Origin of the sequence: Pseudomonas sp. 8AS (genome assembly GCF_902506505.1) — a bacterium.
In the GTDB taxonomy this organism is placed as follows: Bacteria; Pseudomonadota; Gammaproteobacteria; order Pseudomonadales; family Pseudomonadaceae; genus Aquipseudomonas.
Genome location: NZ_LR733406.1, coordinates 1,047,805 through 1,072,358, shown reverse-complemented (window position 1 = coordinate 1,072,358; position 24,554 = coordinate 1,047,805). Strand labels below are relative to the sequence as shown.

Sequence of the window (24,554 nt, the reverse complement as noted above, 5' to 3'; positions counted from 1 at the left end):
CGCAACCTTTCAGGGCAGGATCAGTTTGGATACGGCATCCAGCAGCACGGGCGGCTGAAACGGCTTGACCACCCAGGCGCGCACGCCGGCGGCCTTGCCCTCGGCCTTCTTCGCCTCGCCAGCCTCGGTGGTGAGCATGATCACCGGGGTGAATTTGTAAGCCGGCAGCTGCTTGGCCGATTTGACGAAGGTGATGCCGTCCATGTTCGGCATGTTCACGTCGGAGACGATCAGGTTGATCTTGCGCCCGTCCAGCTTGCTCAGCGCGTCCTTGCCGTCGCAGGCCTCCAGCACGTCGTAGCCGGCACCCTTGAGCGCGATGCCGACGACCTGGCGAAAACTGGTCGAGTCGTCCACCACCAATACGGTCTTGCCCATAACTTGATTCCTGTCTCGCTCAGATATTCAGGGAGGGTGTTCAGAAGAAAGTGACGGAGGATTGCTCGACCCCCGCCGCAGCCTGCCCGCTATGGGCACGCTGCTGTTCCAGGGTGGTGTAGCTGGACTCCAGGCGCTTCAGCCAGTCGCGGCTGGACGGCACGCTGTCCTCACCCATGCAGCCCTGCAGACGCTGGATGTCCTCGGTGATGTGGGAAATGATCTGGCTGACCCGGTCCTGGAACTGCAGGTCGACCAGCACCGCGTTGACCGTGTGCTCTACCTCGCGGCTGTTGCCCTGCAGCAGCTGCAGGCGCTGTTCGAGCTGGCTGACACCGGTCGCCAGCTCGCTGAGTACCTGGCCGACGATATTCTCGGCCGCCTGGATGGTGTTCTGGCTGATCCTGTCCATCTGCTCGGCCCGGGCCACCATGGACTCCATGGAGCGGCCCATGACCTGCACCTTCTCGGTGATCTTCGCCCCTGTCTCGCCGGACATCGACGACAGCTTGCGCACCTCGTCGGCCACCACCGAGAAGCCGCGCCCGGATTCGCCGGCGCGGGCTGCCTCGATGGCTGCATTGAGGGCCAGCAGGTTGGTCTGCGAGGCGATCTTGGCCACGTCTTCGGCCATGCCATGCAGCTCGCCGACGAAACCGCTCAGCTCGCGGATCTCGACCAGGAAGCGCTGACGCTCGTCGCTGGTCTCGTCGAGCATCTTCACCGCCCGCGGCAGCTCGACTTGGGCATTGCGCAACACCTCGAACACCCCGGCGCCATCCTCGCCCCCCCCCAGCTCGAGGACCTGGTGGATTTGCTGGCTCATGCCGATGAATTTCGAGGTCAGGCCTTCGGCCGCGTTGTAGGTCTGCCCCTGCACCAGCTCGATGTGGCGCACCCAGAGCGGCAGCACCGCCTCCAGCAGCCCGCGCAGGGCCGCCAGGCTGGCCTGGGTCTGCGCCAGCGCCGGCGCGCTGTCGTCGACTGCAGGAGCGAGAGCCAGGGCCGGGCTATTGAGAAACAGCCACAGCCAGGTCAACAGCAATACAGCCGCCAACGCGCCGTGCCACCAGACCGGGGCCAGCAGCACGCAGGCGATGGGGATCAGCAGAATACCGGCAAGCAGCCAGGAACGCGGGGCATGGGCGATCAGCCGCGAACTCGTGACCATGGATGGTTCTCCAGGCAGCGGGAGGGGTTAGCACGCACCCCCTTTTGTTGTTATTTTCGAGCCAACTCGCTCCCCGCTCTGCGCCGGAAATGGTCGACGGTCTGTTCAAAGGTAGCCGAGTTTTGCGCGCCACGGGATGGCACATTGACACTAAAAAATAACGCCTGCAGCATAGTATTAAATTGACGCCAGAATACTTATCAGCGTTTTGGCCGGTCGACCTAGGTAGTTTTACCTAGACAACCAGAGCCTGATCACTCATCCAGCTTGATGATGCCGCGGCGCAGGGCATACATCACCAGACCCGCCAGGTCGCGGATCGCCAGGCGCTCCATGATCTGCGCGCGGTGGGTGTCCACGGTCTTCACGCTGAGATTGAGGATAAAGGCCACTTCCTTGTTGCTCTTGCCCTTGACCAGCCAGTACAGCACCTCCTGCTGGCGATTGGTCAGCAGCTCCAGCGGAGTTGCCTCGGCCACCCCGGCCGCGGCATCGATCACCTGCCCCGCCACCCGCGGGCTCAGGTAGCGGTGACCATCGAGCACGGACTGTAGGGCCAGCTTCAGTTCGATCACCGCGGCGTCCTTGAGCAGGTAGCCGGAAGCGCCCATCTGCATGGCCTTGATCACATAGTCGCGAGTGTCGTGCATGGACAGCAGGATCACCGGCAGCTCCGGCCAGCGCGAACGCACCGTGCTCAGGGCTTCCAGGCCGGAACAGCGGCGCATGGTCAGGTCGAGCAGCAGCACATCCGGACGATGGGTCTCCACGAGCGTCGCGACCTGATCACCATCACTGCCTTCGGCGACCACCTCATAACCTGCCTCCAGCAACAGCGAGCGAATTCCAGCTCTGACCAGTTCGTGATCATCGACCAATACGACCCGCGCGGGCATGCTCTAACTCCTCAGGCGGGGTCTTCTGCCCCAGTGATGTCGGGTACCACCTCTCCCTGGCTTGGTACGTTTCGCGTGCCGGTTGACTGGTGCGACCAGCTCCGGCGAGGGCGGCCATCCTGCTTGATGCGGCAGATGATGGCAATCAGCCAGTTACCGATACGAGCAATGGGCTTTCCCGCAGCCATCATGCGCCTAAATGCCTCGACTGCCGGGAAAAGTGTGCAGCAAATCGGTATGCGCGCCAATCCGGGCGTGACCGATTCACAGCCAAGCCTCATACCCTGACCAAATGGTTAAATATTTTCACGAGGCCCAAATGGGGCGTCGAAATGTCGGCATCCGGCGTCAGAATGCCCGGCCAGAGAACCCGGCCGAGCAGGAGGGAGGATCAGTTGAGGCGCATATCCACCAGCAGACGCAGGTAGGAAGTCAGGCTCTGCCCGCCCACGGTGCCTTTATAGCCATGGCTGTCGAACTGGGTGCTCTTGATCAGGTCGACGCGATAGCGCGGATTGGCCTCATAAGTGCGCCCCAGGGTACTGGTGGAGCGGCTGTTGAACAGGTCGGCACTGACCTTGACGAACTCGCGCGGCTTGTTGCGGCCATTGGCCCCGCTGTTGTTCGGGCTGCTGAAGATGTCGCCGGTGGCGGTCATCGCCGTGCTGTACTGCTCGCGGCCGCGCAGACTGGTCTTGGCGCTGGCGATGACGAACTGGCCGGTCTGCGGACGGTACTTGTCGCCACTGGTCAGGTAGCTGGCCAGCACGTCGTACAGGGCCCAGGTGCTGCCACTGCCCAGCTCGGCATTGCGCAGGTCGAAGACGAACACGCCGCCGGCACCGATGACTTCCATCTCGACCTGGCCGAGGCTGGCATTGTTCTGCACCAGCAGACCGGTGTTCTCGTCCACGCCGAAGGCGAACGGCACATTGGTGTAGTCGGCCAGCCGCACAATGCGCCCCTGGCGACCGCGCTCGCTGAAGTGGGTATCGAGCAGGCCGTAGTTGAAGAAGCCGAAGCCGCCCTGCGGGTCATAGGACAGATCATCACCGGACGGCGTGGTATACGGCCCGTAGCGCAGTGCCTCGTAGCTCTCGCCACCGGTGACCATCGGCCCGTCGACCATGATCGCGGTGCCGGCGCTGGTGCCGGCCAGCACGGCGCCGGCCGCATAGCGCGCGCGGATCGCCGCCAGCGCCGGGGTATCGGCCCGGCTGCTGGTCTGCAGCACCTGGGTCAGACGCGACTGGTCGCCGCCACCGAAGAAGAAACCGGTCATGCCATTGATCTGGCTGACCACCGTCGGGTTGCTGCTGTTGGCGATATTGTCCAGGTCGATGGGAATCCACTGCGCATCCGCCGCGCCATAGGTGGTGCGCAGCAGGTTGGCGTAGTACTCGCCGTTGGCCCGCGAGTTGGCGGCATTGGCGGTGCCGGCATCCGGATCCTGGCTTTCCGGAATAGAGGCGGCGGTGATCACGCCGATCCTGGCCTGGCCAGTGCCGCCGGCAAGCTGGATGAAGCGCTGATAGATGGCAGCGTTGTCATCCTTGAGGCCGCCACCGACCAGCAACAGGGCGCCGGCCGCTTGCCCGAGTCCGGGCAACAGGGCAATGAGTAGCACCGCGTAACGCCATACCGTCTTTCTTATCGTCATCGTGATTTCTCCGAGACGTGCAGTTGCCTGCACTGTGGCTGTGGGTTTCTGTACTGCTGTAGCGGGTTGTCGTAGAACGGAATTGCCTGTCAGGCCGTGCCGCCCCCTCAATAAACGCTGAACTGCTTGAAGTACTGCTTCTCGATGCGCGCATACACGCCGTTGTCGAGAATGGCCACCAGCGCCCGGTTCAAGCGGACCTTGAGCGCCTCCTCGCCTTTGCGCAGGGCAATGCCCTGGCCCTTGCCGAAGAACTTCGGTGCCACCACGGCGTTGCCAACCCGCTCGAAGCCCGCGCCGTTGGCCGTATCGATGAAACCGAAGTAACCGGACACCGCATCGTCCAGCACCAGGTCGACGCGCCCTGCGTGGAGTGCCTGGTAGGTCGCCGCCGCACTGTCGAAACGCTCGATCGCCACATGCTTGGCAAAGCGCTCGCTCAGGTAGCGGTCATAGGTGGTGCCGCGCTGCACGCCCAGGCGTTTGCTGCCGATGCGCCGCGGGGTGATGATGACTTCGTTGACGGTGCCTTCGCGGGCGAAGAAGAACGCCGGCGTCTGCGCATATTTCTCGGTGAAGTCCACCTGCTTGAGGCGTTCCTCGGTAATCGACATGGACGCCAGGATCAGGTCCGTGCGCCGCTCCTGCAGGGCCGGGATCAGCTCGTCCCAGGCGAACCGCTGCAACTGGCAGTCGGTTTTCATCTGCTCGCACAAGGCATTGGCGATGTCGACATTGAAGCCCTTGAGCTGACCGTTCTGATCGAGCTCCTCGAAGGGCGGAAACTGTCCTTCCATGGCGATTCGCAGGGGCTCCGCCTGGACCGTGAAGGCCAGCAACCCTGCCACTAACAACCCGTACGCACGCATATCCACGCCTCCTTGTTGCAGGTCGGCCGGTACTGCCAGGTGCCCTCTACCGGAAAAAAACGGCGCCATACGGGCGCCGTAAGGTCAAAGGAGCAATCGGAGCAGACCTTAAGAAAAACGGCTGCAGCCCGTGGTTGCATGGCCACGGGCTGGACGACGCGTTACAGAATGCTCAGCGGGTAGTCGACGATCAGACGAAATTCGTTGATATCGCTGTAGTCGTTGGACGCTTCCGAGTTGCCGCGGTAGGTGGCAGCGCGAGCGCGGAAGGACAAGTCCTTGGCCGGCCCGTCCTGCAGCACGTACTTCACATCAACATCCAGCTCATGCCACTTGGCATTGTTGTAGCCGCCATAGGTGCTGTCGCCACCGCCGGCGAAGTTGTCGCCATCGACGCTGTAGTCACCGGCGTCTTCAGAGCCCTGCCCGGTGACATAGCGCGTCATGAACGTCAGGCCTGGCACCCCGAAGGTCGCCAGATCGAGGTCATAGCGGGCCTGCAGCGATTTCATGCCGGGGGCGTTGAAGTCGGAAATCTGCACGGCGTTGGCCAGGAAGATCGAGTCACCACCGACATAGTCAAACGGCGTGTCGCCGTTCACCTGCTGGTGCGCCAGGGTGAACTTGTGCGCGCCAATCTTGTAGGCGGCCGCCAGGCTCCAGGTGGTGTTGCTGACCTCGCCAGCCAGCTCCTCGCCGGTGGAGTCGGTGCGGTAGACGTTGAAGTCGAAGTTCAGCGACTGATCTTCAGCCAGACCGATGTGGTAGTTGGCATTGGCATAGTGCTGATACCAGTGATCTTCGGCTTCAGAGGTGTAGAGCATGACGCTGAGGTCATCGGTGATGCCGTAGGAGCCACCCACGAAGTCCAGGGTGCGCACATCGGTATCGGAGTAATTGGTGTGCAGGTTGTCGTCGCTGTTGGTCGAGTCACGGAAGTTGTACGCGGTGAAGTGACCCGCCTCCAGGCTCAGACCGGAGATGTCGCCACTGCTGAGGTGCAAGCCGGTAGCGGTTTCCGGCAGCAAACGGCTGTCGGCGGTGGCAAACACCGGCGCACCGGTACGCAGCTCACCCCACTTCAGCTCGGTGGAAGACAGGCGCGCCTTGAGCGCACCACCGACTTCACCGTAGGAGTCAGGCACTTCGGCGTCGGCGGTCTTGTTGTTGCTGATCGGCAGCAGACCCGTGCCGGTGCGGCCACGACCGCTATCCAGCTTGATGCCACCGAACGCATGGGCATCGACACCCACGCCAACGGTGCCTTGGGTGTAACCCGAGGCGAATTGTGCGTGCAGGCCCTGCGCCCACTCTTCACGGTAGCCATTGCGCTCATCCGCCGGCTTCGCGCGGTTGGTGCCCTGGCTGTTGCTTGCACCGTTACGGAAATCCCGATTGATGTAGAGGTTACGGTTGAGCAGGTTGAGCGAGCTGTCCTCGACAAAACCCTTGGATTCCTGCTGATCACCCGCCAGCGCCAGCTGGGTGCTGGCAGCGCTGATAGCCAGCGCGAGACAACTCAGTTTTACAAGGTTCATGACTTACTCCGTTTAGTGTTATTGAAAAGCCCCTCGCAGGGCTTCAGGTTTTTGCCGACCCGGTCAGACAAACAGTTCCGGTGTGAACACCGCTGGCCGTACGCCCCTGCTGATCACCGCCTCTAGGCACAACGTCGACTCGCCATCCAGCCAGCAGACGAAGTAACCCGCGCTTTTCAGGCGCTTGAGGCGAAACTTCCACTCGCGTTCCAACAGCTCCCCGGCACTGGCCAGGCGCTGCTGCAGCTGGATCACCGAGTAGAAGCCGGCTGGCGTTTCGACCCGTTCGAGGACCAAAGCGACCGGGCTTTTCAGGGCCTGCACCGCGGGCTCGTGGTCGTGCAGCAGCTTGTCCAGGGCGAACAACTCCAGATGGGTTAATTGCATGAGTACCTTCTCGACTGGCTTTTCTCGGGCACAAAGCGCCCCGCTCGCCCTGCCGCAGCAGGGCGAAATCAAGGTTTTTTCAGGGGGTCAGGACGGCTCGGCGAGACCGAGCAAACGCGCCAGGCTGTAGGCCACTTCCTCGCGGCTGACCACACGCTCGGGCTCGAAGCGGCCCTGCTCGGCACTCAGCCAGCCGGCGCCGACCGTCAGCGCGGCGGCTTCGGCCACGGCCGGATCCAGGCCTTGCACATCCTTCAGTTCGGCACGCTGGACCAGGCTGGTCTTGGCGAAGCCCTCGACCAGCGCCTTGCAGGCCAGCGCCCAGTCCTGGCGGGTGACCGGGCGCTCGCCCTCGAAGCGGCCATCGGCCTGCAGCCAGCCATGGGAAAGCACTACCTCGATCTGCTCGCGCAGTGGATGCTCGGCCGGCACGTCGGCCAGCTTGGGCAGCTTGTCCAGCGCCGGCTCGGCGGCCAGGGTCATCTGCAGGGCATTGGCCAGTTCGAAACGGGTCAGCGCGCGCTTGGGCTCGAAACGGTTGCTGGCATCGCTGGTCATCAGGCCGCGGAAGGTCACCGCGCGCACCGCCTCCGGCCAGCGGCTGCTGCCGACGTCCTGTGGGGTGCTGCGTGCCGGGTCGCGCAGGGCGGCATCGACCGGGGTGATGTCCAGGCGCACGCCACTGACCGTGTAGTTGGTCAGGGAATCCTGGAAGCGGCTGTGGGCGCTGAAACCCTCGGTTTCGCTGAACTCGAAACGGTAACCGTAGTGGTAGCCGTTGGCCGGGTTGTAGCGGGTCATCAGGCCCACCTGGCGGGTGGCGGTGTTGTCGGCCAGGCCATAGAGTACCGCACGCGACATGGCCGAAACGGCGGAGAGATCGGTGAGCAGCTGGTTGCCGACCAGGTATTCGTTGCCGGCGGTGATCGCCGCCTTGCCCTCGGCCGGCTGCACCTTGCCGCTGTTCAGGTCGTAGCGATCACCATGGCCGAGCATGGCCAGGCGCACGTTCTGCAGGCGCGTGCCGTAGACCCCGAAGTCCTTGCTGGCCTGGCTGGCATCCATCACGGTCAGGTAGCCCTCACCGAGCACTTCCAGCTGGCCATCAGGCTTGACCCAGATCGCGGTGTTGGTATCCAGGCCGAAACCCTTGGCCGGCTGCTGGCCCACCAGGTAGCTGGCCATGCGCGCGGCCCGCCCGCTGCTGGTTTCCTCGATCTGGTCGAAGTGCTGGTCGATGATGCCGGCCTTGAACAGCCCGGCGCCCTTGAGCAGGGCGGTACCACGCTGGTCGGCCTGCTGCGCGACGCCGAAGTCGAGGGTGTCCATGACCACCCCGTAGGCGGTCGGCATGGTCGCCCCGAGGATGCTCGCACCGGCACTGCTGCCCGCCACCACGCCGCCCTTGGCGAACACCTGGCGCACCGCCTTGAGGGTCAGCGACTCGCTGCCATCGGCGTTGTACAGGGCGCGGGCGATGCGCGCCTGGTCGCCGCCAACGAACCATACGGCGGTCGCCTCGGTCAGCGGTTTGACCGCAGCCGGGTCGTTCATGCTGGTCTGGTAGTTCTGCTTGTCGATGCCGACGATGCTGATGTGCTCGGCCGGTACGCCCAGGGCTTGCAGCTCGCCCTGGAAGCGCTTGCTCGAACTCAGGCTGCCGCTGGCGGTGGGCATGATGGCGATGCGAGCCTGGTCGGCACCGCCGGCCAGCTCGATGAGCTTCTCGTATACCGCCGTGTTGCTGGCGCGCAGCATGCCGCCCACGGCCAGCAGGTTGCCATCGGCCAGGGCCGGCGCAGAAAAACCGCAAAGGATCAGGGCGGCGACCAGGGCGCCACGTTTCGGCTGCATTGTCATTCTTGTTGCTCTTGTTGTTGTGAATACCACGGGCCCTGACGGCCCAGCCCAGCAGACCCAGCGCATCCTCCTGATCCCCCGGCACGCCAACCGCGCACCGACCACTCCCTTGCCCCGAAACCCGCTCGACGGGGCGCAACCGCGCTGAATGTTTTTTTTCAAATAATCATATTTTTGAAATCTTGTATATCAACAAAAAGCAGCAAGCAACCCCAGATTCAGGTCATTTAACCGACCAAACGATCAGGAAATTACTAACAAAAACACTATTAAACAGGCACTTAAGGCAAAATCGTCGAACCACTCAAACAATTCACGGACGAATCCTTATTGACACGTTTTTTTCTTATAAGTACCGTTAACGAACAAAAACGTATCACCAAACTACAAATTACTGATGGGCTTGCTGTACCGAGGCAGCCACCACAGGGCAGGCACCCACAAGGTTCCTGCTGCACCCATTCGCCAGCGTGCGAAGCAGCACCGCCCGCCAGACGGCCACCGGCCGCTCCGACGAGCTCAATCGCCACTTAAAGGAGTCATCACAATGAAAAAAATCGCACTTCTCGGCGCCCTGGCGCTCAGCGCATTCAGCGCCATGGTCCAGGCGGAGGAAGCCGACCTGCGTATCGGTATCGAAGCGGCCTACCCACCCTTTGCCTTCAAGACGCCGGACGGCAAGATCAGCGGTTTCGACTACGAGATCGGCAATGCCCTGTGCGAACAGATGCAGGTCAAGTGCCAGTGGGTCGAGCAGGCATTCGACGGCCTGATTCCGTCGCTGAAAGTGCGCAAGGTCGACGCCGTGCTGTCGTCCATGTCGATCACCCCGGACCGTCTGAAGTCGGTCGACTTCACCAAGAAGTACTACCACACCCCCGGCAAGCTGGCGATGAAGGCCGGCAGCGTGGTCAACGACCCGCTGGTCGACCTCAAGGGCAAGAAAGTCGGGGTGCAGCGCGCCTCGACCTATGATCGCTACGCCAGCGACAAATTTGCCGACGCAGGCATCGAGGTGGTGCGCTACGGTTCGCAGAACGAGGCCTTCCTCGACCTGGCCAACGGCCGTCTGGACGCCACCCTGGCCGACGTGGTCAACATCGGCGAAGGCTTCCTGAAAACCGACTCCGGCAAGGGCTTCGCCCTGGTCGGCCCGGACTTCAACGATCCCAAGTACTTCGGCAATGGTGCCGGTATCGCCGTGCGCAAGGGCGATACGGCCACCGCGGAGAAATTCAGCAAGGCCATCGCCGCCCTGCGCAGCAACGGCAAGTACCAGGAAATCCAGAGCAAGTACTTCGCCTACGACATCTACGGCCAGTAACAGCGGCCCGCGACGTGCACCCGACCAATCGGCCAGGTGCATGTCGCATTAAGGCCCCTCATTCAATCGCAGCGCCTGCCCGCCAAGCCCTCGCAGAAGGCAAAGCCATGTAGTGCACGCCTGCACAGACTCCAAGGAAGCGCCATGCAACACCTTGAGTATTCCCTGCCCTGGAGCGGTCTCGGCACACAGCGCAACCTGTCGGTGTTCCGTTTCGGCAGCGGTGCGCGCAAGGCCTATATCCAGGCGGCCCTGCATGCCGATGAGCTGCCGGGCATGCGCGTCGCAGTGGAGCTCAAGCGGCGCCTGCAGGAGCTGGAAAACGCCGGCTGTCTGCGCGGGGTGATCGAACTGGTCCCCGCCGCCAACCCTATCGGCCTGGCCCAGATGCTCCAGGCCACCCACCAGGGCCGCTTCGATTTTTCCAGCGGCAAGAATTTCAACCGCGACTTCCCCAACCTGGCCGCGCCACTGATCCACAGCCTGCAAGGCCAGCTGGGCGATGACCCGGCCAGCAACATCGAACTGATCCGCCAGGCCATGCGCCGCGCGATCAGCCAGCTGCCCGAGCCGCAATCGCAGCTCGACGGCCTGCAGCGCCTGCTGTTGCAACACGCCTGCGACGCCGACGTGGTGCTCGACCTGCATTGCGACTTCGAGTCGGTGATGCTGCTCTACGCCCTGCCGCAAGCCTGGCCACGCCTGCAGGGCCTGGCCGCGCGCCTGGAGGCCAAGGCGGCTCTGTTGGCCGAGGACTCCGGCGGCCAATCGTTCGACGAAGCCTGCGCCGCGCCCTGGCTGCAACTGGCCGAGGCCTTCCCCGGTGCGCCCGTACCGCTGGCCTGCCTGACCGCCACCGTGGAACTGGGCGGCATGGCCGATACCGAACCGCAACGCGCCAGTCGTGACGCCGAGGCGATCCTCGCCTTCCTCGCCGACCAGGGGCTGCTCGGCGGCAACTGGCCGGCCATCCCCGCCAGCACCTGCAGCGCCACCCCTTTCGCCGGCGCCCAGTACGCCTATGCGCCACACCCGGGCGTGGTCAGCTTCCTGCAGCCGCTGGGCGCCCAGGTCAAGGTCGGCGACCCGCTGTTCGAAGTGCTTGATCCGATCAGCGACCGCCGCTCCCTGGTGCGCGCCAGCACCGACGGCGTGCTCTACGCCCGCGAACGCCTGCGCTTCGCCCAGCCCGGCCTGTGGCTGGCCAAGGTCGCCGGCGCCACGCCGATCCGCACGGGTCGCCTGCTCAGCGACTGACCCAGGCGCGCAATGTTTCTGGCAAGGACGCCACCCTTTTCTTCCGCACCGACGGCCGGCCACAGGCTGGCGCTCGGCCACCGGCAACGCGCCTTCGGATACACTGCGGCCTAAGAGCCTATTCAAAGTCTCGCGAGCTAGAGCCAGGCAAGGCGAAATCGGGCGAAGAAGCGCAGTTTACGAGTTGTAAATGAGCATTCTGAGCCCGATTTCAACGCAGCATGGCCGACGCGCAGCAGACTTTGAACAGGTTCTTACCGTGGTGGTTACCGCCCTTCCCGAACAGGCCTGCACACGCATGACATCCACGCCCAGCAACGTCACCGTCTACGCCTCGCCAGTCATGCGCAAACTGGCGGCCATCACCCCGGACCTGCAACCCTCGCTGCGCAAGGTGGCCGACTTCATCCTGCGCCACCCGCTGAAAGCCGCGACCCTGACCATCGAAGAGCTGGCCCAGGAAACCGCCACCTCCGCCGCTGCGGTCAACCGCCTGGCGCGCGCCATGCAGCTGGGCGGCTACAGCGCCCTGAGGTCGGCACTGGTGGCCACCCTGCAGGAACTGGTGTCGCCGGTGGACAAGCTGCGCAACGAACTGGCCCATCGCCCGGACGGCACCTTCGGCCTGCAGGAACAGATGCAGATCGCCAGCAGCAACCTGGGCAGCACCGCCAACAGCAACAGCATCGCCGCCTTCGAGGCTTTCGTCGGCAGCCTGACCGCCGCCCGGCGCATCTACATCCTCGGCTTCGGCAACAGCGCCTACATGGCCGGCCTGGCCGCCGCCAACCTGGTGCCCTATTGCGCCGACGCGGTGGCAGTCAGCATGGAGGGCGGCAACGAGAACGCCGCCTATCGCCTGGCCAGCATCACCGAGCACGACGCCCTGCTCGCCATCTCCCTGCCCCGCTACTCGCTGGACACCCTGCAGCTGGCGCGCTTCTCCCTCGAACGCGGGGCCAAGGTACTGGCCATCACCGACTCGCCAGCCTCGCCGCTGGCCGCCATCGCCGACCACTGCCTGTTCGCCCCGGCCAGCCACCCGGTGCTGATCAGCTCCAACACCGCCGTGCTGGCGCTGATCGAAAGCCTGGTAGCGGCCGTGATGACGCGCAACAAGGAGGCGGTGAAGCTGGCCGCCGAGCTGACCGAAAGCGTGCTGTCCTATCTGCATGTGCCAAGCAGCGAGATGCCGGCACGCAAACGCCTGCGCAAGCGCAAGGAGCGCTGAGCCCCTGCCAGGCCAGGCGAAGAAAGGTAACTGCGGGTCGCTTCCTCGACCGTGACGAGCGATTACCGGGTGTAAGCTTATGACCAGGCAGTCATCAGGAGCACGGCATGGCCCTCAGCGTATTCGACCTGTTCAAGATCGGCATCGGCCCCTCCAGCTCACACACGGTCGGCCCGATGCGCGCCGCGGCGCGCTTCGTCGAGGGGCTCAGGCGCGAGCAGCTGCTGGCCGCCACGGCCAGCCTCAAGGTCGAGCTGTACGGCTCGCTCGGCGCCACCGGCAAGGGCCATGGCAGCGACAAGGCTGTGCTGCTCGGCCTGGAAGGCGAACAGCCGGACAGCATCGACACCACCACCATAGACCCGCGCCTGGCGGCGATCCGCGCCAGCGGCGAGCTGAACCTGGGCGGCGAGCGGCGCATCCGCTTCGTCGAGAAGGAGCACCTGGCGCTGATCCGCAAGCCTCTCGACTTCCACCCCAACGGCATGATCTTCCGCGCCTTCGACGCCGCCGGCCTGCAGATCCGTGCCCGCGAGTACTACTCGGTGGGCGGCGGCTTCGTGGTCGACGAGGAGGCCGCCGGCCTCGACCGCATCGTCGAGGACCAGACCGTGCTGGCCTACCCCTTCCACAGCGCCAAGCAGCTGCTGGCCCTGTGCGGCGAGCACGGCCTGTCGATCAGCCAGCTGATGCTGGCCAACGAGGCGGCCTGGCGCCCGGAAGCGGAGACCCGCGCCGGGCTGCTGAACATCTGGCAGGTGATGCAGGACTGCGTCGCCGCCGGCTGCCGCAACGAGGGCATCATGCCCGGCGGGCTCAAGGTGCGCCGCCGCGCCGCCGCCCTGCAACGCCAGCTCAGCGAGCACCCGGAAGCCAGCCTGCGCGACCCGCTGACGGTACTGGACTGGGTCAACCTCTACGCCCTGGCGGTCAACGAGGAGAATGCCAGCGGCGGCCGGGTGGTCACCGCGCCCACCAACGGCGCGGCCGGCATAGTGCCGGCGGTGCTGCACTACTATCGGCGCTTCGTGCCCGGTGCCTGCGACGACGGCGTGGTGCGCTTCCTGCTCACCGCCGCCGCCATCGGCATCCTCTACAAGGAAAACGCCTCGATCTCCGGCGCCGAGGTCGGCTGCCAGGGCGAGGTCGGCGTGGCCTGCTCGATGGCCGCTGGCGCCCTGTGCGAAGTGCTCGGCGGCAGCATTCAGCAGGTGGAGAACGCCGCCGAGATCGGCATGGAACACAACCTCGGCCTGACCTGCGACCCGGTCGGCGGGCTGGTTCAGGTGCCGTGCATCGAGCGCAACGCCATGGGTTCGATCAAGGCGATCAACGCCGCGCGCATGGCTCTGCGCGGCGACGGCCAGCACTTCATTTCCCTGGACCGGGTGATCCGCACCATGCGCGATACCGGGGCGGACATGAAGAGCAAGTACAAGGAAACGGCGCGCGGCGGCCTGGCGGTGAATATCATCGAGTGCTGAGCACCGGGTGCGACCGGCTCCCGCACCGACGCGTGAGCGAGTTGGACGCAACCGGAAAGGCGCCCTAGTCTTCTGCCCAGGATCGCCTCACCGGCAGACGCTCTGCCGGCCGCCGTGGATGGCTCAACCGGAGCAACTGAGCGCATGAAAGACTCCATTCGCTATGCCGACTACCTGCGCACGATAGGCGCAGGGCGCCGCGAAATCCCCCTGCGCGAATTGACCGCGGCACCGGTTCGCGATGCCGACGGGCGCTGGCGAGCCGCACCCTATCAGGCGGCGAAACTGCAGCGGGATGAGGTCGTCGCCGTCCTCAAGCCCTATATCAACATCCGCCTGATGGAACAGCTGCGCGCCGTGGTTCCCCTGGCGCTGTACCTGGCGCTGTTCCAGATCATCATCCTGCGCCAGTTGGTGGAAGACTCGCTGCTGGTCGCGGGCGGCCTGTTCGCGGTGATAGTCGGGCTGATGCTGTTCATGGAGGGACTGAAACTCGGCCTGATGCCGTTCGGCGAAATCATCGGCAGCAACCTGCCACGCAAGTCATCCCTGCCAGTCGTCCTGCTGGTCACCCTGCTGCTCGGCATCGGCGTGACCTTCGCCGAACCCGCCATCGGCGCATTGCGCGCCGCCGGGCAGAATGTTTCCGCAGAGCGTGCGCCCTACCTCTGGGCGATCCTCAACCAGTGGACCGGTGAACTGGTGCTGGTGGTTGGCGCCAGCGTCGGCCTGGCGGCGGTAACCGGCACGCTGCGCTTTCTCTATGGCTGGAGTCTGAAGCCATTGATCTATGCCTCGCTACTGCCGGTGCTGCTGCTGACGGTGTATATGGCCCGCGACCCGGAGCTGGCCAAGGTCATCGGCCTGGCCTGGGACGCCGGCGCGGTCACCACCGGCCCGGTCACGGTGCCGCTGGTACTGGCGCTGGGCATCGGCATCGCGGCGGCGGCCGGCAAGGGCGGCTCCGGGCTGTCCGGCTTCGGTATCGTCACCCTGGCTTCGCTGTTTCCGGTCATCGGGGTCATGCTGCTGACCCTGTACGTGGCGGGCAGCGCCACGCCGGCCGAGATCATCGCCGCAGCGCAGGCCGCGGCCGGTGCCGGGCAAGAGGCGGCCGCCTGGTACAGCGTCAGCCCCGGCCTGGAGATCGTCTCGGGGGTACGCGCCATCGTGCCGCTGGTGATCTTCCTGCTGATCGTCCTGAAGCTGCTGCTGCGCCAGAGCCTGCCACGGCGCAACGAGATCCTCCTGGGTATCGCCCTGACCGTGGTCGGCATGTGCGTGTTCAACCTGGGGCTGACCTACGGCCTGTCCAAACTGGGTGGCAGTGCCGGCTCGCTGATACCGGCGGCCTTCATGCAAATTCCCGGCGCCGACAAATCCCCGCTCTACCTCTATGAGGTGGGCCTGGTGCTGGCCCTGGCCTTCGCCTGGCTGCTCGGCTACGGCGCCACGGTCGCGGAACCCGCGCTGAATGCGCTGGGGGACACGGCGCAGACCCTGACCAACGGTGTTATCCGCAAGAGCAGCCTGATCCGCGCGGTGTCGATCGGGGTCGCCTGCGGCATCGCCGTGGGCGTGGCCAAGCTGGTGTTCGACCTGCCCCTGGTCTGGCTGGTGCTGCCGCCCTATCTGCTGGCCGCCGTGCTGACGGCGTTTTCCAGCGAAGAGTTCGTCAATGTGGCCTGGGACAGCGCCGGCGTCACCACCGGCCCGATCACCGTGCCACTGGTGCTGGCCATGGGCCTGGGGCTGGGCAATGCCACCAGCGCCGTCGAAGGCTTCGGCATTCTCAGCATGGCCTCGGTCGGCCCCATCATCAGCGTCATGCTGCTCGGGCAGTGGGCCCGGATTCAGATGTGGCGGCAGGCCAGGGCCGCCACCGCACAGCCTGCGAATCAATTACTGGCAAAGGGAGAATCGACATGAAAACGGAGGGCATCACCTACCTGACCGACGTTGCGCTGATCACCTGCATCGTCGCCGCCGGGCGCGCCGACCTGGTGATTCGTGCCGCCCAGGGCATGGGCGCGCCGGGGGCGATCGTCTACCACGCCCATGGCTTCGGCCCCCGGGAGCGTCTCGGCCTGCTCAGCATCGCCATCGATGCGGAGAAGGAAGTGGTCAGCCTGCTGGTGGCGGCCGACTATCAGGACGCCCTGCTGGAAACCATCTATCACGCCGCCGGGCTGGATGTTCCGGGCGCCGGGATGATCTATGCGACGCCGGTTGAAAAAGTGGCCACCTACATCCCCCGCGAAGTGCTGGAGAGGAGCAACCCTTCGTGAACGGGATGACTATCGGTATACCGGGCGGGGCAGCCAAGCTCATCACCTGCGTGTTGCCCGACAACGGCACGGATCGCCGGGTGCTGCGCATGCTGCGCGATGAATGGGGCATCACCCGGGCGCACAGCGTGCACTGCCGTGGCGTGGCCGTGCTGCAGGCGGCCAAGGCGCAGCCTAACAAGGTGCCGGAAGCCGCACTGGCGCGGGTCCTGAGCGTGGTCGTGGATGAGCAACAGGCCGACGAGGTGTTCGACTTCATCTGTGCGCAGGCAGGACTGGACCAGCCGGACAGCGGCTCGGTGTATATGACCGCGCTGCACTTCGCCACGCCGCTGACGATGCCGGCGGGCGTCCCGGAAGAACCCGGCGCGAAGACCTCGGAGGTTTAGCAGGAACGCGCTGCAGCAAGGTGCAGCGCGGGTGCGGCAAACTCTCTCTGGCCAGGGCTCATGCACCTGGCCAACCAGCGATCACTGACGCAGGCGATACCCGGTCTTGAACATCCAGCTGACGATCGCCACGCACAGCAGCAGAAAGCCCACCGTCATGCCCAGGCTGACCGCCACGTTGACGTCGGACACCCCGTAGAAGCTCCAGCGGAAACCGCTGATCAGGTACACCACCGGGTTGAACAGGGTCACCTGCTGCCACAGCGGCGGCAGCATGCTGATCGAGTAGAAGCTGCCGCCGAGGAAGGTCAGCGGCGTGACGATCAGCGCCGGCACCACCTGCAGCTTCTCCCAGCCATCGGCCCACACGCCGATGATGAAGCCGAACAGGCTGAAGGTGATCGCCGTCAGCACCAGGAACAGCGCCATGACCACGGGATGGGCGATCTCGAAATCGACGAACAGGCGTGCCGTGACCAGGATGATCAGGCCGAGGATCACCGACTTGGTGGCCGCCGCGCCGACGAAGCCGATGAGGATCTCCAGGTAGGAGATCGGCGCCGAGAGCAGCTCGTAGATGGTCCCCGAATACTTCGGCATGTAGATGCCGAACGAGGCGTTGGAGATGCTCTCGGTCAGCAGCGCCAGCATGATCAGCCCCGGCACGATGAAGGCGCCGTAGCTGACGCCCTGCACCTGGGTCATGCTCGAACCTATGGCCGAACCGAATACCACGAAGTACAGCGAGGTGCTGATCACCGGGGTGGCGATGCTCTGCAGCAGGGTGCGCCAGGTGCGGTGCAGCTCGAACAGGTAGATGGCCTTGATGGCATACAGGTTCATGCGCGCTCCTTTTCGTGCACCAGGCTGACGAAGATATCTTCCAGGGAACTCTCGCTGGACTGCAGGTCCTTGAAGTCGATGCCGTGCTGGGCCAGGTCCTTGAGCAGCTCGGCAATGCCGGTGTGCTCGCGCTGGGCGTCGAAGGTGAACACCAGGGCGTGGCCGGCATCGGCCAGTTCCAGGCCGTAGCTGTCCAGCTCGGCGGGCACGCTGGCCAGCGGGTGCTTGAGCTGCAGGCACAGCTGCTTCTTGCCGAGCTTGTGCATCAGCACGTTCTTGTCCTCCACCAGGATGATCTCGCCCTTGCGGATCACGCCGATGCGGTCGGCCATTTCCTCGGCCTCCTCGATGTAGTGGGTGGTGAGGATGATGGTCACCCCACGCTCGCGCAGGCGCCGGACCATGTTCCACATGTCGCGGCGCAGCTCCACGTCGACCCCCGCGGTGGGCTCGTCGAGGAACAGGATCGACGGTTCGTGGGACAGCGCCTTGGCGATCATCACCCGGCGCTTCATGCCGCCGGACAGTTCGAAGATCTTGGCGTCGCGCTTGTCCCACAGCGACAGGTCCTTGAGCAGCTGCTCCAGATACTGCGGGTCGGGCTTCTTGCCGAACAGGCCGCGGCTGAAGCGGACCGTGGCCCACACCGTTTCGAACACGTCGTTGACCAGCTCCTGGGGCACCAGGCCGATCTGCGAGCGGGCCGCGCGGTAGTCGGCCTTGATATCGAAGCCGGCCACCCGCACCCGGCCCTCGCCCGGATTGACGATGCCGCAGATGATGCTGATCAGGGTGGTCTTGCCGGCGCCGTTGGGGCCGAGCAGGGCGAAGATCTCGCCCTTGTCGATCTGCAGATTGATCTGTTTCAGCGCCGGGTGGCCGGACGCATAGGTCTTGCTCAGGTTTTCGACCGCGATCACCGATTCCACGGCGGCTCCTTGGCAGGCAGCAAAAGGGCGATTGTAGAGCAGGAGCCGCCACCGCTGCTTGGCAAGCTTGGCGCCGGCGTCAGGTTTTTTCGCCCTCGGCCAGCACCTTGAGGCTGGCCAGGCCCTGGTCGAAATCCTTGCCGACCATCCTGTCCATGTTGCACAGCAGGCCCATGGCCTTGCCGACGAAGTGGTTGCTGCCGCTCATGCTCCAGCTCACCCGCGTGCCGCCGGCCTCGGGCTGGAAGCGGAACTCGGCGATGTTGTCGGCCTGGAACGGCTTGATGAACTGCAGCTCCATGCGCACCAGCGCGCCGGGCTGGCTGGCGCTGATACGGCAGCTGCCCTCGCCCACTTCACGGTTTCCGAGCCAGCGATAGATCGCCCCAACCCCGCTCGCCGGGCCCTCGTAGCTGACCCGCATGGCCGGGTCGCGCCTGGCCCAGGGCGACCACTGGTGCCAGCGGTGGAAGTCGTTGACCCAGGCGAACACCTGCTCCGGTGCGGCCTGGACCAGCGCCGAGCGCTCGATGCGGAACGCCGCCGGACGCGAGGCGATGAATACCGCCAGACCGGCGAGCAGCAGTACCAGGAAGATCAAAAGGCTCATGGCTGCAGGCCGAACAGCGCCTGGCCGCTCTCGGGGTCGAACGGCACCGAGAAGTGCTCGTGGGCGATCAGCCAGCGCCCGCCCTGCTTGCGGTAGCCCTGGCTGACGCGCAACCAGCAGCCCTGGCTCTTGCCCTCGGCGTCGGTGCCGGCGCAGTAGGCGAGGAAGTGGCCGAAGCCCAGCTCGGCGCCGGCTTCCTGCTGCAGTTCGCGGACCTCGAAGGTGGTCGGCCCGGCACACATCTGCAGGCACATCTGCCAGTGCGCCCGGTAGGCGGCGCGGCCCTTGAATTGCAGCTGGAGGATGGCGTCGAAGGCCAGCACATCCTCGGCGTAGTGCGCGATGATGGCGTCCAGGTTCTTGGCCAGGTTGGCGGCGACCCAGCTGTCGATCAGGGTGCGCAGTTCGGTGTTGCTGCTCATGTTCTTCCCTCCTTTTGCGCTCAGGCGCAGCAGTCGTGTGGCGCCACTTCGGCCTCGCCATAACGGTCGTGGTGCCGGTTCCAGAACAGCCCCTTGCCGTCCAGGTCGGGCATGCCGTCCCAGCCTTCGCCACGGCCGAACGGCGTGAGGTCGAGGTAGTGGTAGGTGTTCATCAGCATGTCCAGGCCGCGGGCGTAGGTGGAGTAACAGTGGAATACCCGCTCGCCGTCGCGCAGGAACACGCTGGCGCCGGGCAGCTCGCCCTTGACCATATCCAGCTGGCCCAGGCGCTGCAGCTCGGCCTGGTCGCGGTAGTTGTATTCCACCGGCGCCTCGGCCGCGTCGATGCTCACGTGGAAGTCATAGTTGAAGCGGCTGCCGAACGACGAGTACCAGGGCAGCGTCCAGCCCATGCGCCGCCTGAAGGCCTCCAGCTCCGCCAGCGGCGCCCGCGAGACCAGCACCAGATGGGTGTCGCGAGCATGCAGGTGGGACTGATGGCCGATGTTGTCGACCAGGAAGGAACAGCCGGGGCAGCCCTCGCCTTTGTCGCGGTGGTACATGAAGTGGTAGACGATCAGCTGGCGCTGGCCGGCGAACAGCTCAAGCAACGGCACCTCGCCATCCGGGCCGTGGAAGCGGTAGTCCGCCGTGACTTCCACCATCGGCAGCTGCCGGCGCGCGGCATTCAGCGCATCGCGTTGATGGGTCAGGGCCTTTTCCTGCTCCAGCAGGGCCAGGCGTGCGGCCAGCCATTGTTCACGGCTGGCGATCTTCGGGTAATCGGCATTCATGGAGATTCCTCCCGGCAGCGACTGCCATGGGGTGCGCCGTGCGCACCAGTCAGGGTCCGAGTTCGCGGTGCGCGGCGCAGCCTACACCTGCAGCTGGCGCACCGGCCGTACCTCAACGCTGCCGACCCGCGCCGCGGGGATGCCGCCGGCGATCTGCAGCGCCTCGTTGAGGTCGCGCGCCTCGATCAGGTAGAAGCCGGCCAGCTGCTCCTTGGTCTCGGCGAACGGCCCGTCGGTGATGCTCAGCTTGCCGCCACGCATGCGCACCGTGGTGGCCGTGGCGACCGGCTCCAGCGGCTCGGCGGCAAGCATCCGGCCGCTCTGCTGGACGGTCTGCGCATAGTCCAGGCACTCCGCATCGCGCGGGCTCTCCGGCAGGCTGTGCAGCAGTTTTTCGTCGCTGTAGATCAGACACAGGTATTTCATCGGTTTCCTCCCTGGCAGCGTTTTTCGCTGCGGTTATCCACTAGTCGCCTGGCGCAGCGCAGGATCGACAGGCGCGGAAAATATTTTTCGGCGACCCACGACCGCTCCCACCACACCTGCTTTATGTAGGAGCCAGCTGGCTGGCGATCAGCGGCCCGCACAGAGCGATCGCCAGCCAGCTGGCTCCTACAACGCCGGCAACTCGGCCAGGCGGCGCTCGAGAAACTGCCGGTCGGCGCCCTGCTGGCTCAGCTGCAGGGCGCGCCGGTAGGCCGCGCGCGCCGCCTCCCAGCGCCCCAGGCGGCGGTTCAGGTCGGCGCAGGCGGCATGCGCCAGGTGGTAGTCGGCCAGCTCGCCGCGTGCCAGCAGCGCCTCGACCACCTGCAGGCCGGCCGCCGGGCCGTCGCGCATGGCCAGGGCCACCGCGCGGTTGAGCTCGATCACCGGCGACGGCGTGGCGCGCAGCAGCACGTCGTACAGGCCGACGATCTGCGCCCAGTCGGTGGCCGCCATGCTCGGCGCCTCGGCGTGCACCGCGGCGATGGCCGCCTGCAGGCTGTAGGGGCCGAAGCGCCGCGACTGCAGGGCGGCCAGCACCAGCGCCGCGCCTTCGGCGATCAGGCTCCTGTCCCATAGGCTGCGATCCTGCTCCTCCAGCAGGATCGGCTCGCCGGCCGCCGAGCTGCGTGCCGCGCGCCGCGACTCGTGCAGCAGCATCAGCGCCAGCAGGCCCTGCACTTCCGCCTCGGGCAGCAGCTCCAGCAACAGGCGGCCGAGGCGAATGGCCTCGGCGCACAGGTGCTGGCGGGTCAGCTCGGCGCCGGAGCTGGCGAAGTAGCCTTCGTTGAACACCAGATAGACCACCTGCAGCACCGCCTGCAGCCGCTCGGCCAGCTCGTTGCGCCCCGGCACTTCGTAGGGAATGCGTGCGTCGCGGATCTTGTTCTTCGCCCGTACGATGCGCTGGGCGATGGTGCCGGGCGTGGCGAGGAAGGCGCGGGCGATTTCCTCGGTGCTGAGGTCGCAGACTTCGCGCAGGGTCAGCGCCACCTGGGCCTCGAAGGCCAGGGCCGGGTGGCAGCAGGTGAATACCAGGCGCAGGCGGTCGTCCTGCAGATGCTCGCCATCCCAGGCCTCGCCCTCGGCGAGCGGTTCGGGGCCGTCGTCCAGGGCCTGGAAACGCGCCTGGCGGCGCAACTGGTCGATGGCCTTGAAACGCCCGGCCGACACCAGCCAGGCGCGCGGGTTGGCCGGCACGCCCTGGCTCGGCCACTGCTCCAGGGCGGCGCGGAAGGCCTCGTGCAGCGCCTCCTCGGCCAGGTCGAAATCGCCGAGCAGGCGAATCAGGGTCGCCAGCACCCGCCGCGACTCCTCGCGGTACAGGCGCTCCAGCGCCGTCTCGAATTGCTGCGTTTGCCGATCCATCGCCTCGTCCGTTTGCGCGGTAGACCCAAGAGCCTAACCACTGCAGCGCCGGGATGCACACAGAGTGACCAACGGCCCGGTTCAGAACCTGCTCAACGTCTCGCGAGCCAGAGGCCAGACTGTTGTTAACGACGCATGGCCGACACGCAGCAGACTTTGAATAGGTTCTCAGCGGCGCTTGAGGTTGGAGCGCAGCTTGTAGCGGTCGCCGGGATGGGTCAGGCGCGCGTAGCTGATCAGGTGCTCGTCGGACCAGGTGCGGCGGATCATCGACAGGCACGGCGCGGCCGGGTCGATCTCCAGCCAGGCGGCGGTCTGCGCATCCACCAGCACGGCCTCGACCACGTGCTCGACATCGCTGATCGGGCAGCTGGCCACCAGCACCTCGTTGGGCGTCTGCTGGGCAAAGTCGCTCTGCAGGTAGTGCGGCACCCAGCGCGGGTTGACGAAGCGGTCCTCGAGCTGGATCGGCACGCCGTTCTCGCGGTGCACCAGGATGCTGTGGAACACCTGGGCGCCCAGGCGCAGGCCGAGGCGCAGGGCCACCTCGTCGTCGGCCTCGATGGCTTCGCAGCGCAACACGTCGTTGCTGTAGGCATGGCCGCGGCCGCGCACTTCGGCAGCGATATTGAGCACTTCATGCAGCGAGGATTCGGCCTTGCGGTCGGTGACGAAGGTGCCGAGGCCGGCCTGGCGCACCAGGTAGCCCTGCTGCACCAGGTTGTTGATCGCCTTGTTGGCGGTCATCCGGCTGACCGAGAAATCCCGTGCCAGCTGTTCTTCCGGGGGGATCTGGTGATTGACCGGATAGTCGCCGCCATGGATACGCTCCAGCAGAAACTCTTCAATCGCCTTGTAGCGCGGGGTGGTACTGCTCACAACGGCTCCTTGAGGTGGTACCCGGTGCGCCGATGATAGCGAGCGCCCATGGGCGGCGCCATCTGCGCAACCCATGAGCGGCACGGCCGCGTCAGAGCAGCATGGCGGCGATCCAGCCGGCCGCGAGCAACGGCAGGTTGAAGTGCAGGAAGGTCGGCACCACGGTGTCCCAGATATGGTCGTGCTGGCCGTCGGCGTTCAGCCCGGCGGTTGGCCCCAGGGTCGAGTCCGAGGCCGGCGAACCGGCATCGCCCAATGCTGCGGCGGTGCCCACCAGGGCGATGATGGCCAGCGGCGAGAAGCCGAAGCTGATGCCCAGCGGCACATAGATGGCGGCGATGATCGGCACGGTGGAGAAGGACGAGCCGATGCCCATGGTGATCAGCAGCCCCACCAGCAGCATGATCAGGGCCGCCAGGCCGCGGTTGTCGCCGATCAGTTCGACCGAGCTGCTGACCAGCGTTGGCATTTCGCCGGTGGCCGTCATCACCGCGGCGAAGCCGGCGGCGGCGATCATGATGAAGCCGACCAGGGCCATCAGGCGCATGCCCTGGGTGAACACGTCGTCCTGCTCGGCCCAGCTGATCACCCCGCTGAGCGAGATCACGGCAAAGCCGATCAGGCCGCCGAACACCATCGAACCGCTCCACAGCTGCACGCCCAGGGCCAGCAGCAGGGCCAGGGCGATCAGGCCGAGCTGGCGCGCGCTCAGCGGCGTGCTGCTGGCGCTGAGGTGCTCGCCGGCCACCGCCAGCTCCTCATAGACACGCTTGCGCCGGTAGCTGTACACCGCGATGAGCAGCCCCAGCACCATGCCCAGGGCCGGGATCAGCATGGCGCGCGGAGCCATTTCGCGGCTGACGGTCAGCCCCTGGGCATTGCCGGCCTGGTTGATGTTGCCGATCAGGATGTCGTTGAGAAAGATGGTGCCGAAGCCGATCGGCAGCGACATGTAGGTCACGGTAATGGCGAAGGTGATGGCGCAGGCGGTCAGCCGACGATCCAGCTGCAGGCGGTTCATCACGTGCAGCAGCGGCGGCACCAGAATCGGGATAAAGGCGATATGCACCGGGATGATGGTCTCGGCGGCGAAGCCGGCGAGGATCAGGCTGGCCAGCATGCCCCATTTGACCAGGGCCAGCTCGCCGGCCTTATGGTGGCTGCGCCCCAGGTGCTCGACCACCCGCGCCGACAGGCGCTGGGCAATGCCGGTGCGCGACAGCGCCACGGCGAAGGCGCCCAGGGTGGCATAGGCCAGGGCTACCCCGGCGCCGCCACCCAGGCCCTGGTTGAAGGCCTCGATGATCGCGCCGATCGGCATGCCTGCCGCCAGCCCGCCAACCACGGCCGCCACCACCAGGGCGAAGACCACGGACACCCGCAGCATCGACAGGGTGACCATGACCAGTACCGCCAATACGATTGAATTCATTGCGACTCCTCTTGTTGTTGTTTTTTGCGCCAAGAAGCCCCCGTGGCCCGTGTCGGAACACG

23 protein-coding genes and 1 pseudogene are annotated in these 24,554 nt (G+C 65.6%); 7 read left to right on the top strand and 17 right to left on the bottom strand.

What is annotated here, in order from left to right; genetic code table 11:
• Window positions 1-9: 9 nt before the first annotated feature.
• The 8 genes and pseudogenes from GV001_RS04975 to GV001_RS04940 all read right to left on the bottom strand — a co-directional run bounded on the left by GV001_RS04975 (window position 10) and on the right by GV001_RS04940 (window position 8,753).
• Complete coding sequence (locus tag GV001_RS04975; RefSeq protein ID WP_160078540.1) at window positions 10-378, bottom strand: response regulator; 369 nt, start codon at window positions 376-378, stop codon at window positions 10-12.
• A 40-nt stretch (window positions 379-418) separates the two neighbouring features.
• Window positions 419-994: pseudogene (locus GV001_RS20280) on the bottom strand (methyl-accepting chemotaxis protein); the annotation flags it as partial.
• Between the two features lie 809 nt (window positions 995-1,803).
• Window positions 1,804-2,445, bottom strand: coding sequence for a response regulator transcription factor (locus GV001_RS04965; RefSeq protein ID WP_160078539.1), 642 nt, complete (start codon window positions 2,443-2,445; stop codon window positions 1,804-1,806).
• A gap of 391 nt (window positions 2,446-2,836) precedes the next feature.
• Window positions 2,837-4,105 carry a cyanophycinase gene (locus GV001_RS04960; RefSeq protein ID WP_178091802.1) on the bottom strand — a complete coding sequence of 423 codons (1,269 nt, stop codon included), beginning with the start codon at window positions 4,103-4,105 and terminating at the stop codon, window positions 2,837-2,839.
• Window positions 4,106-4,212: 107 nt separating this feature from the next.
• Window positions 4,213-4,902: a transporter substrate-binding domain-containing protein gene (locus tag GV001_RS04955; RefSeq protein WP_256664866.1), complete on the bottom strand. Its 690-nt coding sequence runs from the start codon at window positions 4,900-4,902 to the stop codon at window positions 4,213-4,215.
• A 233-nt stretch (window positions 4,903-5,135) separates the two neighbouring features.
• The gene (locus GV001_RS04950) at window positions 5,136-6,512 is read right to left on the bottom strand and encodes an OprD family porin (RefSeq protein WP_160078537.1); all 1,377 of its coding nucleotides are present in this window, start codon (window positions 6,510-6,512) and stop codon (window positions 5,136-5,138) included.
• 63 nt (window positions 6,513-6,575) lie between these two features.
• Complete coding sequence (locus GV001_RS04945; RefSeq protein WP_160078536.1) at window positions 6,576-6,899, bottom strand: hypothetical protein; 324 nt, start codon at window positions 6,897-6,899, stop codon at window positions 6,576-6,578.
• Window positions 6,900-6,986: 87 nt separating this feature from the next.
• Entirely contained in the window at window positions 6,987-8,753 is a 1,767-nt protein-coding gene (locus tag GV001_RS04940) for a cyanophycinase (protein WP_256664865.1), read from the bottom strand.
• 553 nt (window positions 8,754-9,306) lie between these two features.
• On the opposite strand from GV001_RS04940, the gene GV001_RS04935 reads away from it, so the two are divergent.
• The 7 genes from GV001_RS04935 to GV001_RS04905 all read left to right on the top strand — a co-directional run bounded on the left by GV001_RS04935 (window position 9,307) and on the right by GV001_RS04905 (window position 16,732).
• Window positions 9,307-10,083, top strand: coding sequence for an ABC transporter substrate-binding protein (locus tag GV001_RS04935; RefSeq protein WP_160078534.1), 777 nt, complete (start codon window positions 9,307-9,309; stop codon window positions 10,081-10,083).
• 144 nt (window positions 10,084-10,227) lie between these two features.
• Window positions 10,228-11,340, top strand: coding sequence for a succinylglutamate desuccinylase/aspartoacylase family protein (locus GV001_RS04930; protein ID WP_160078533.1), 1,113 nt, complete (start codon window positions 10,228-10,230; stop codon window positions 11,338-11,340).
• A 298-nt stretch (window positions 11,341-11,638) separates the two neighbouring features.
• Window positions 11,639-12,571 carry a MurR/RpiR family transcriptional regulator gene (locus GV001_RS04925; RefSeq protein ID WP_160078532.1) on the top strand — a complete coding sequence of 311 codons (933 nt, stop codon included), beginning with the start codon at window positions 11,639-11,641 and terminating at the stop codon, window positions 12,569-12,571.
• A gap of 107 nt (window positions 12,572-12,678) precedes the next feature.
• Window positions 12,679-14,055, top strand: a complete 1,377-nt coding sequence (locus GV001_RS04920) for an L-serine ammonia-lyase (protein WP_160078531.1) — start codon at window positions 12,679-12,681, stop codon at window positions 14,053-14,055.
• Window positions 14,056-14,199: 144 nt separating this feature from the next.
• Window positions 14,200-15,984 (top strand): DUF1538 domain-containing protein, encoded by a 1,785-nt coding sequence (locus GV001_RS04915; RefSeq protein ID WP_160078530.1) that lies wholly within the window; start codon window positions 14,200-14,202, stop codon window positions 15,982-15,984.
• On the top strand, window positions 15,981-16,343 hold the full coding sequence (locus GV001_RS04910) for a P-II family nitrogen regulator (protein WP_160078529.1): 363 nt from the start codon (window positions 15,981-15,983) through the stop codon (window positions 16,341-16,343). Before GV001_RS04915 ends, GV001_RS04910 begins: the two co-directional genes overlap by 4 nt.
• Window positions 16,340-16,732, top strand: a complete 393-nt coding sequence (locus GV001_RS04905; RefSeq protein WP_218582987.1) for a hypothetical protein — start codon at window positions 16,340-16,342, stop codon at window positions 16,730-16,732. Before GV001_RS04910 ends, GV001_RS04905 begins: the two co-directional genes overlap by 4 nt.
• A gap of 81 nt (window positions 16,733-16,813) precedes the next feature.
• Here the strand turns inward: GV001_RS04905 and GV001_RS04900 are convergent, their stop codons facing one another.
• From GV001_RS04900 to GV001_RS04860, 9 genes are all read right to left on the bottom strand, one after another.
• Complete coding sequence (locus GV001_RS04900; RefSeq protein ID WP_160078528.1) at window positions 16,814-17,575, bottom strand: ABC transporter permease; 762 nt, start codon at window positions 17,573-17,575, stop codon at window positions 16,814-16,816.
• Window positions 17,572-18,504, bottom strand: a complete 933-nt coding sequence (locus GV001_RS04895; RefSeq protein WP_160078527.1) for an ABC transporter ATP-binding protein — start codon at window positions 18,502-18,504, stop codon at window positions 17,572-17,574. The genes GV001_RS04900 and GV001_RS04895 overlap by 4 nt, the downstream gene beginning before the upstream one ends.
• A 79-nt stretch (window positions 18,505-18,583) precedes the next feature.
• The gene (locus tag GV001_RS04890) at window positions 18,584-19,114 is read right to left on the bottom strand and encodes an SRPBCC family protein (protein ID WP_160078526.1); all 531 of its coding nucleotides are present in this window, start codon (window positions 19,112-19,114) and stop codon (window positions 18,584-18,586) included.
• Window positions 19,111-19,536 carry a nuclear transport factor 2 family protein gene (locus GV001_RS04885; protein WP_160078525.1) on the bottom strand — a complete coding sequence of 142 codons (426 nt, stop codon included), beginning with the start codon at window positions 19,534-19,536 and terminating at the stop codon, window positions 19,111-19,113. The genes GV001_RS04890 and GV001_RS04885 overlap by 4 nt, the downstream gene beginning before the upstream one ends.
• Window positions 19,537-19,556: 20 nt before the next feature.
• Window positions 19,557-20,330: a DUF899 domain-containing protein gene (locus tag GV001_RS04880; RefSeq protein ID WP_160078524.1), complete on the bottom strand. Its 774-nt coding sequence runs from the start codon at window positions 20,328-20,330 to the stop codon at window positions 19,557-19,559.
• An 81-nt stretch (window positions 20,331-20,411) separates the two neighbouring features.
• Window positions 20,412-20,756, bottom strand: coding sequence for a YciI family protein (locus GV001_RS04875; RefSeq protein WP_160078523.1), 345 nt, complete (start codon window positions 20,754-20,756; stop codon window positions 20,412-20,414).
• Between the two features lie 186 nt (window positions 20,757-20,942).
• The gene (locus GV001_RS04870; RefSeq protein WP_160078522.1) at window positions 20,943-22,181 is read right to left on the bottom strand and encodes an RNA polymerase sigma factor; all 1,239 of its coding nucleotides are present in this window, start codon (window positions 22,179-22,181) and stop codon (window positions 20,943-20,945) included.
• A gap of 168 nt (window positions 22,182-22,349) precedes the next feature.
• Entirely contained in the window at window positions 22,350-23,060 is a 711-nt protein-coding gene (gene hutC, locus GV001_RS04865) for a histidine utilization repressor (protein ID WP_178091801.1), read from the bottom strand.
• Window positions 23,061-23,151: 91 nt separating this feature from the next.
• A complete protein-coding gene (locus GV001_RS04860; RefSeq protein ID WP_160078520.1) occupies window positions 23,152-24,492 on the bottom strand; it encodes a Na+/H+ antiporter family protein in 1,341 nt (446 codons plus the stop codon).
• Between the last annotated feature and the right edge of the window lie 62 nt (window positions 24,493-24,554).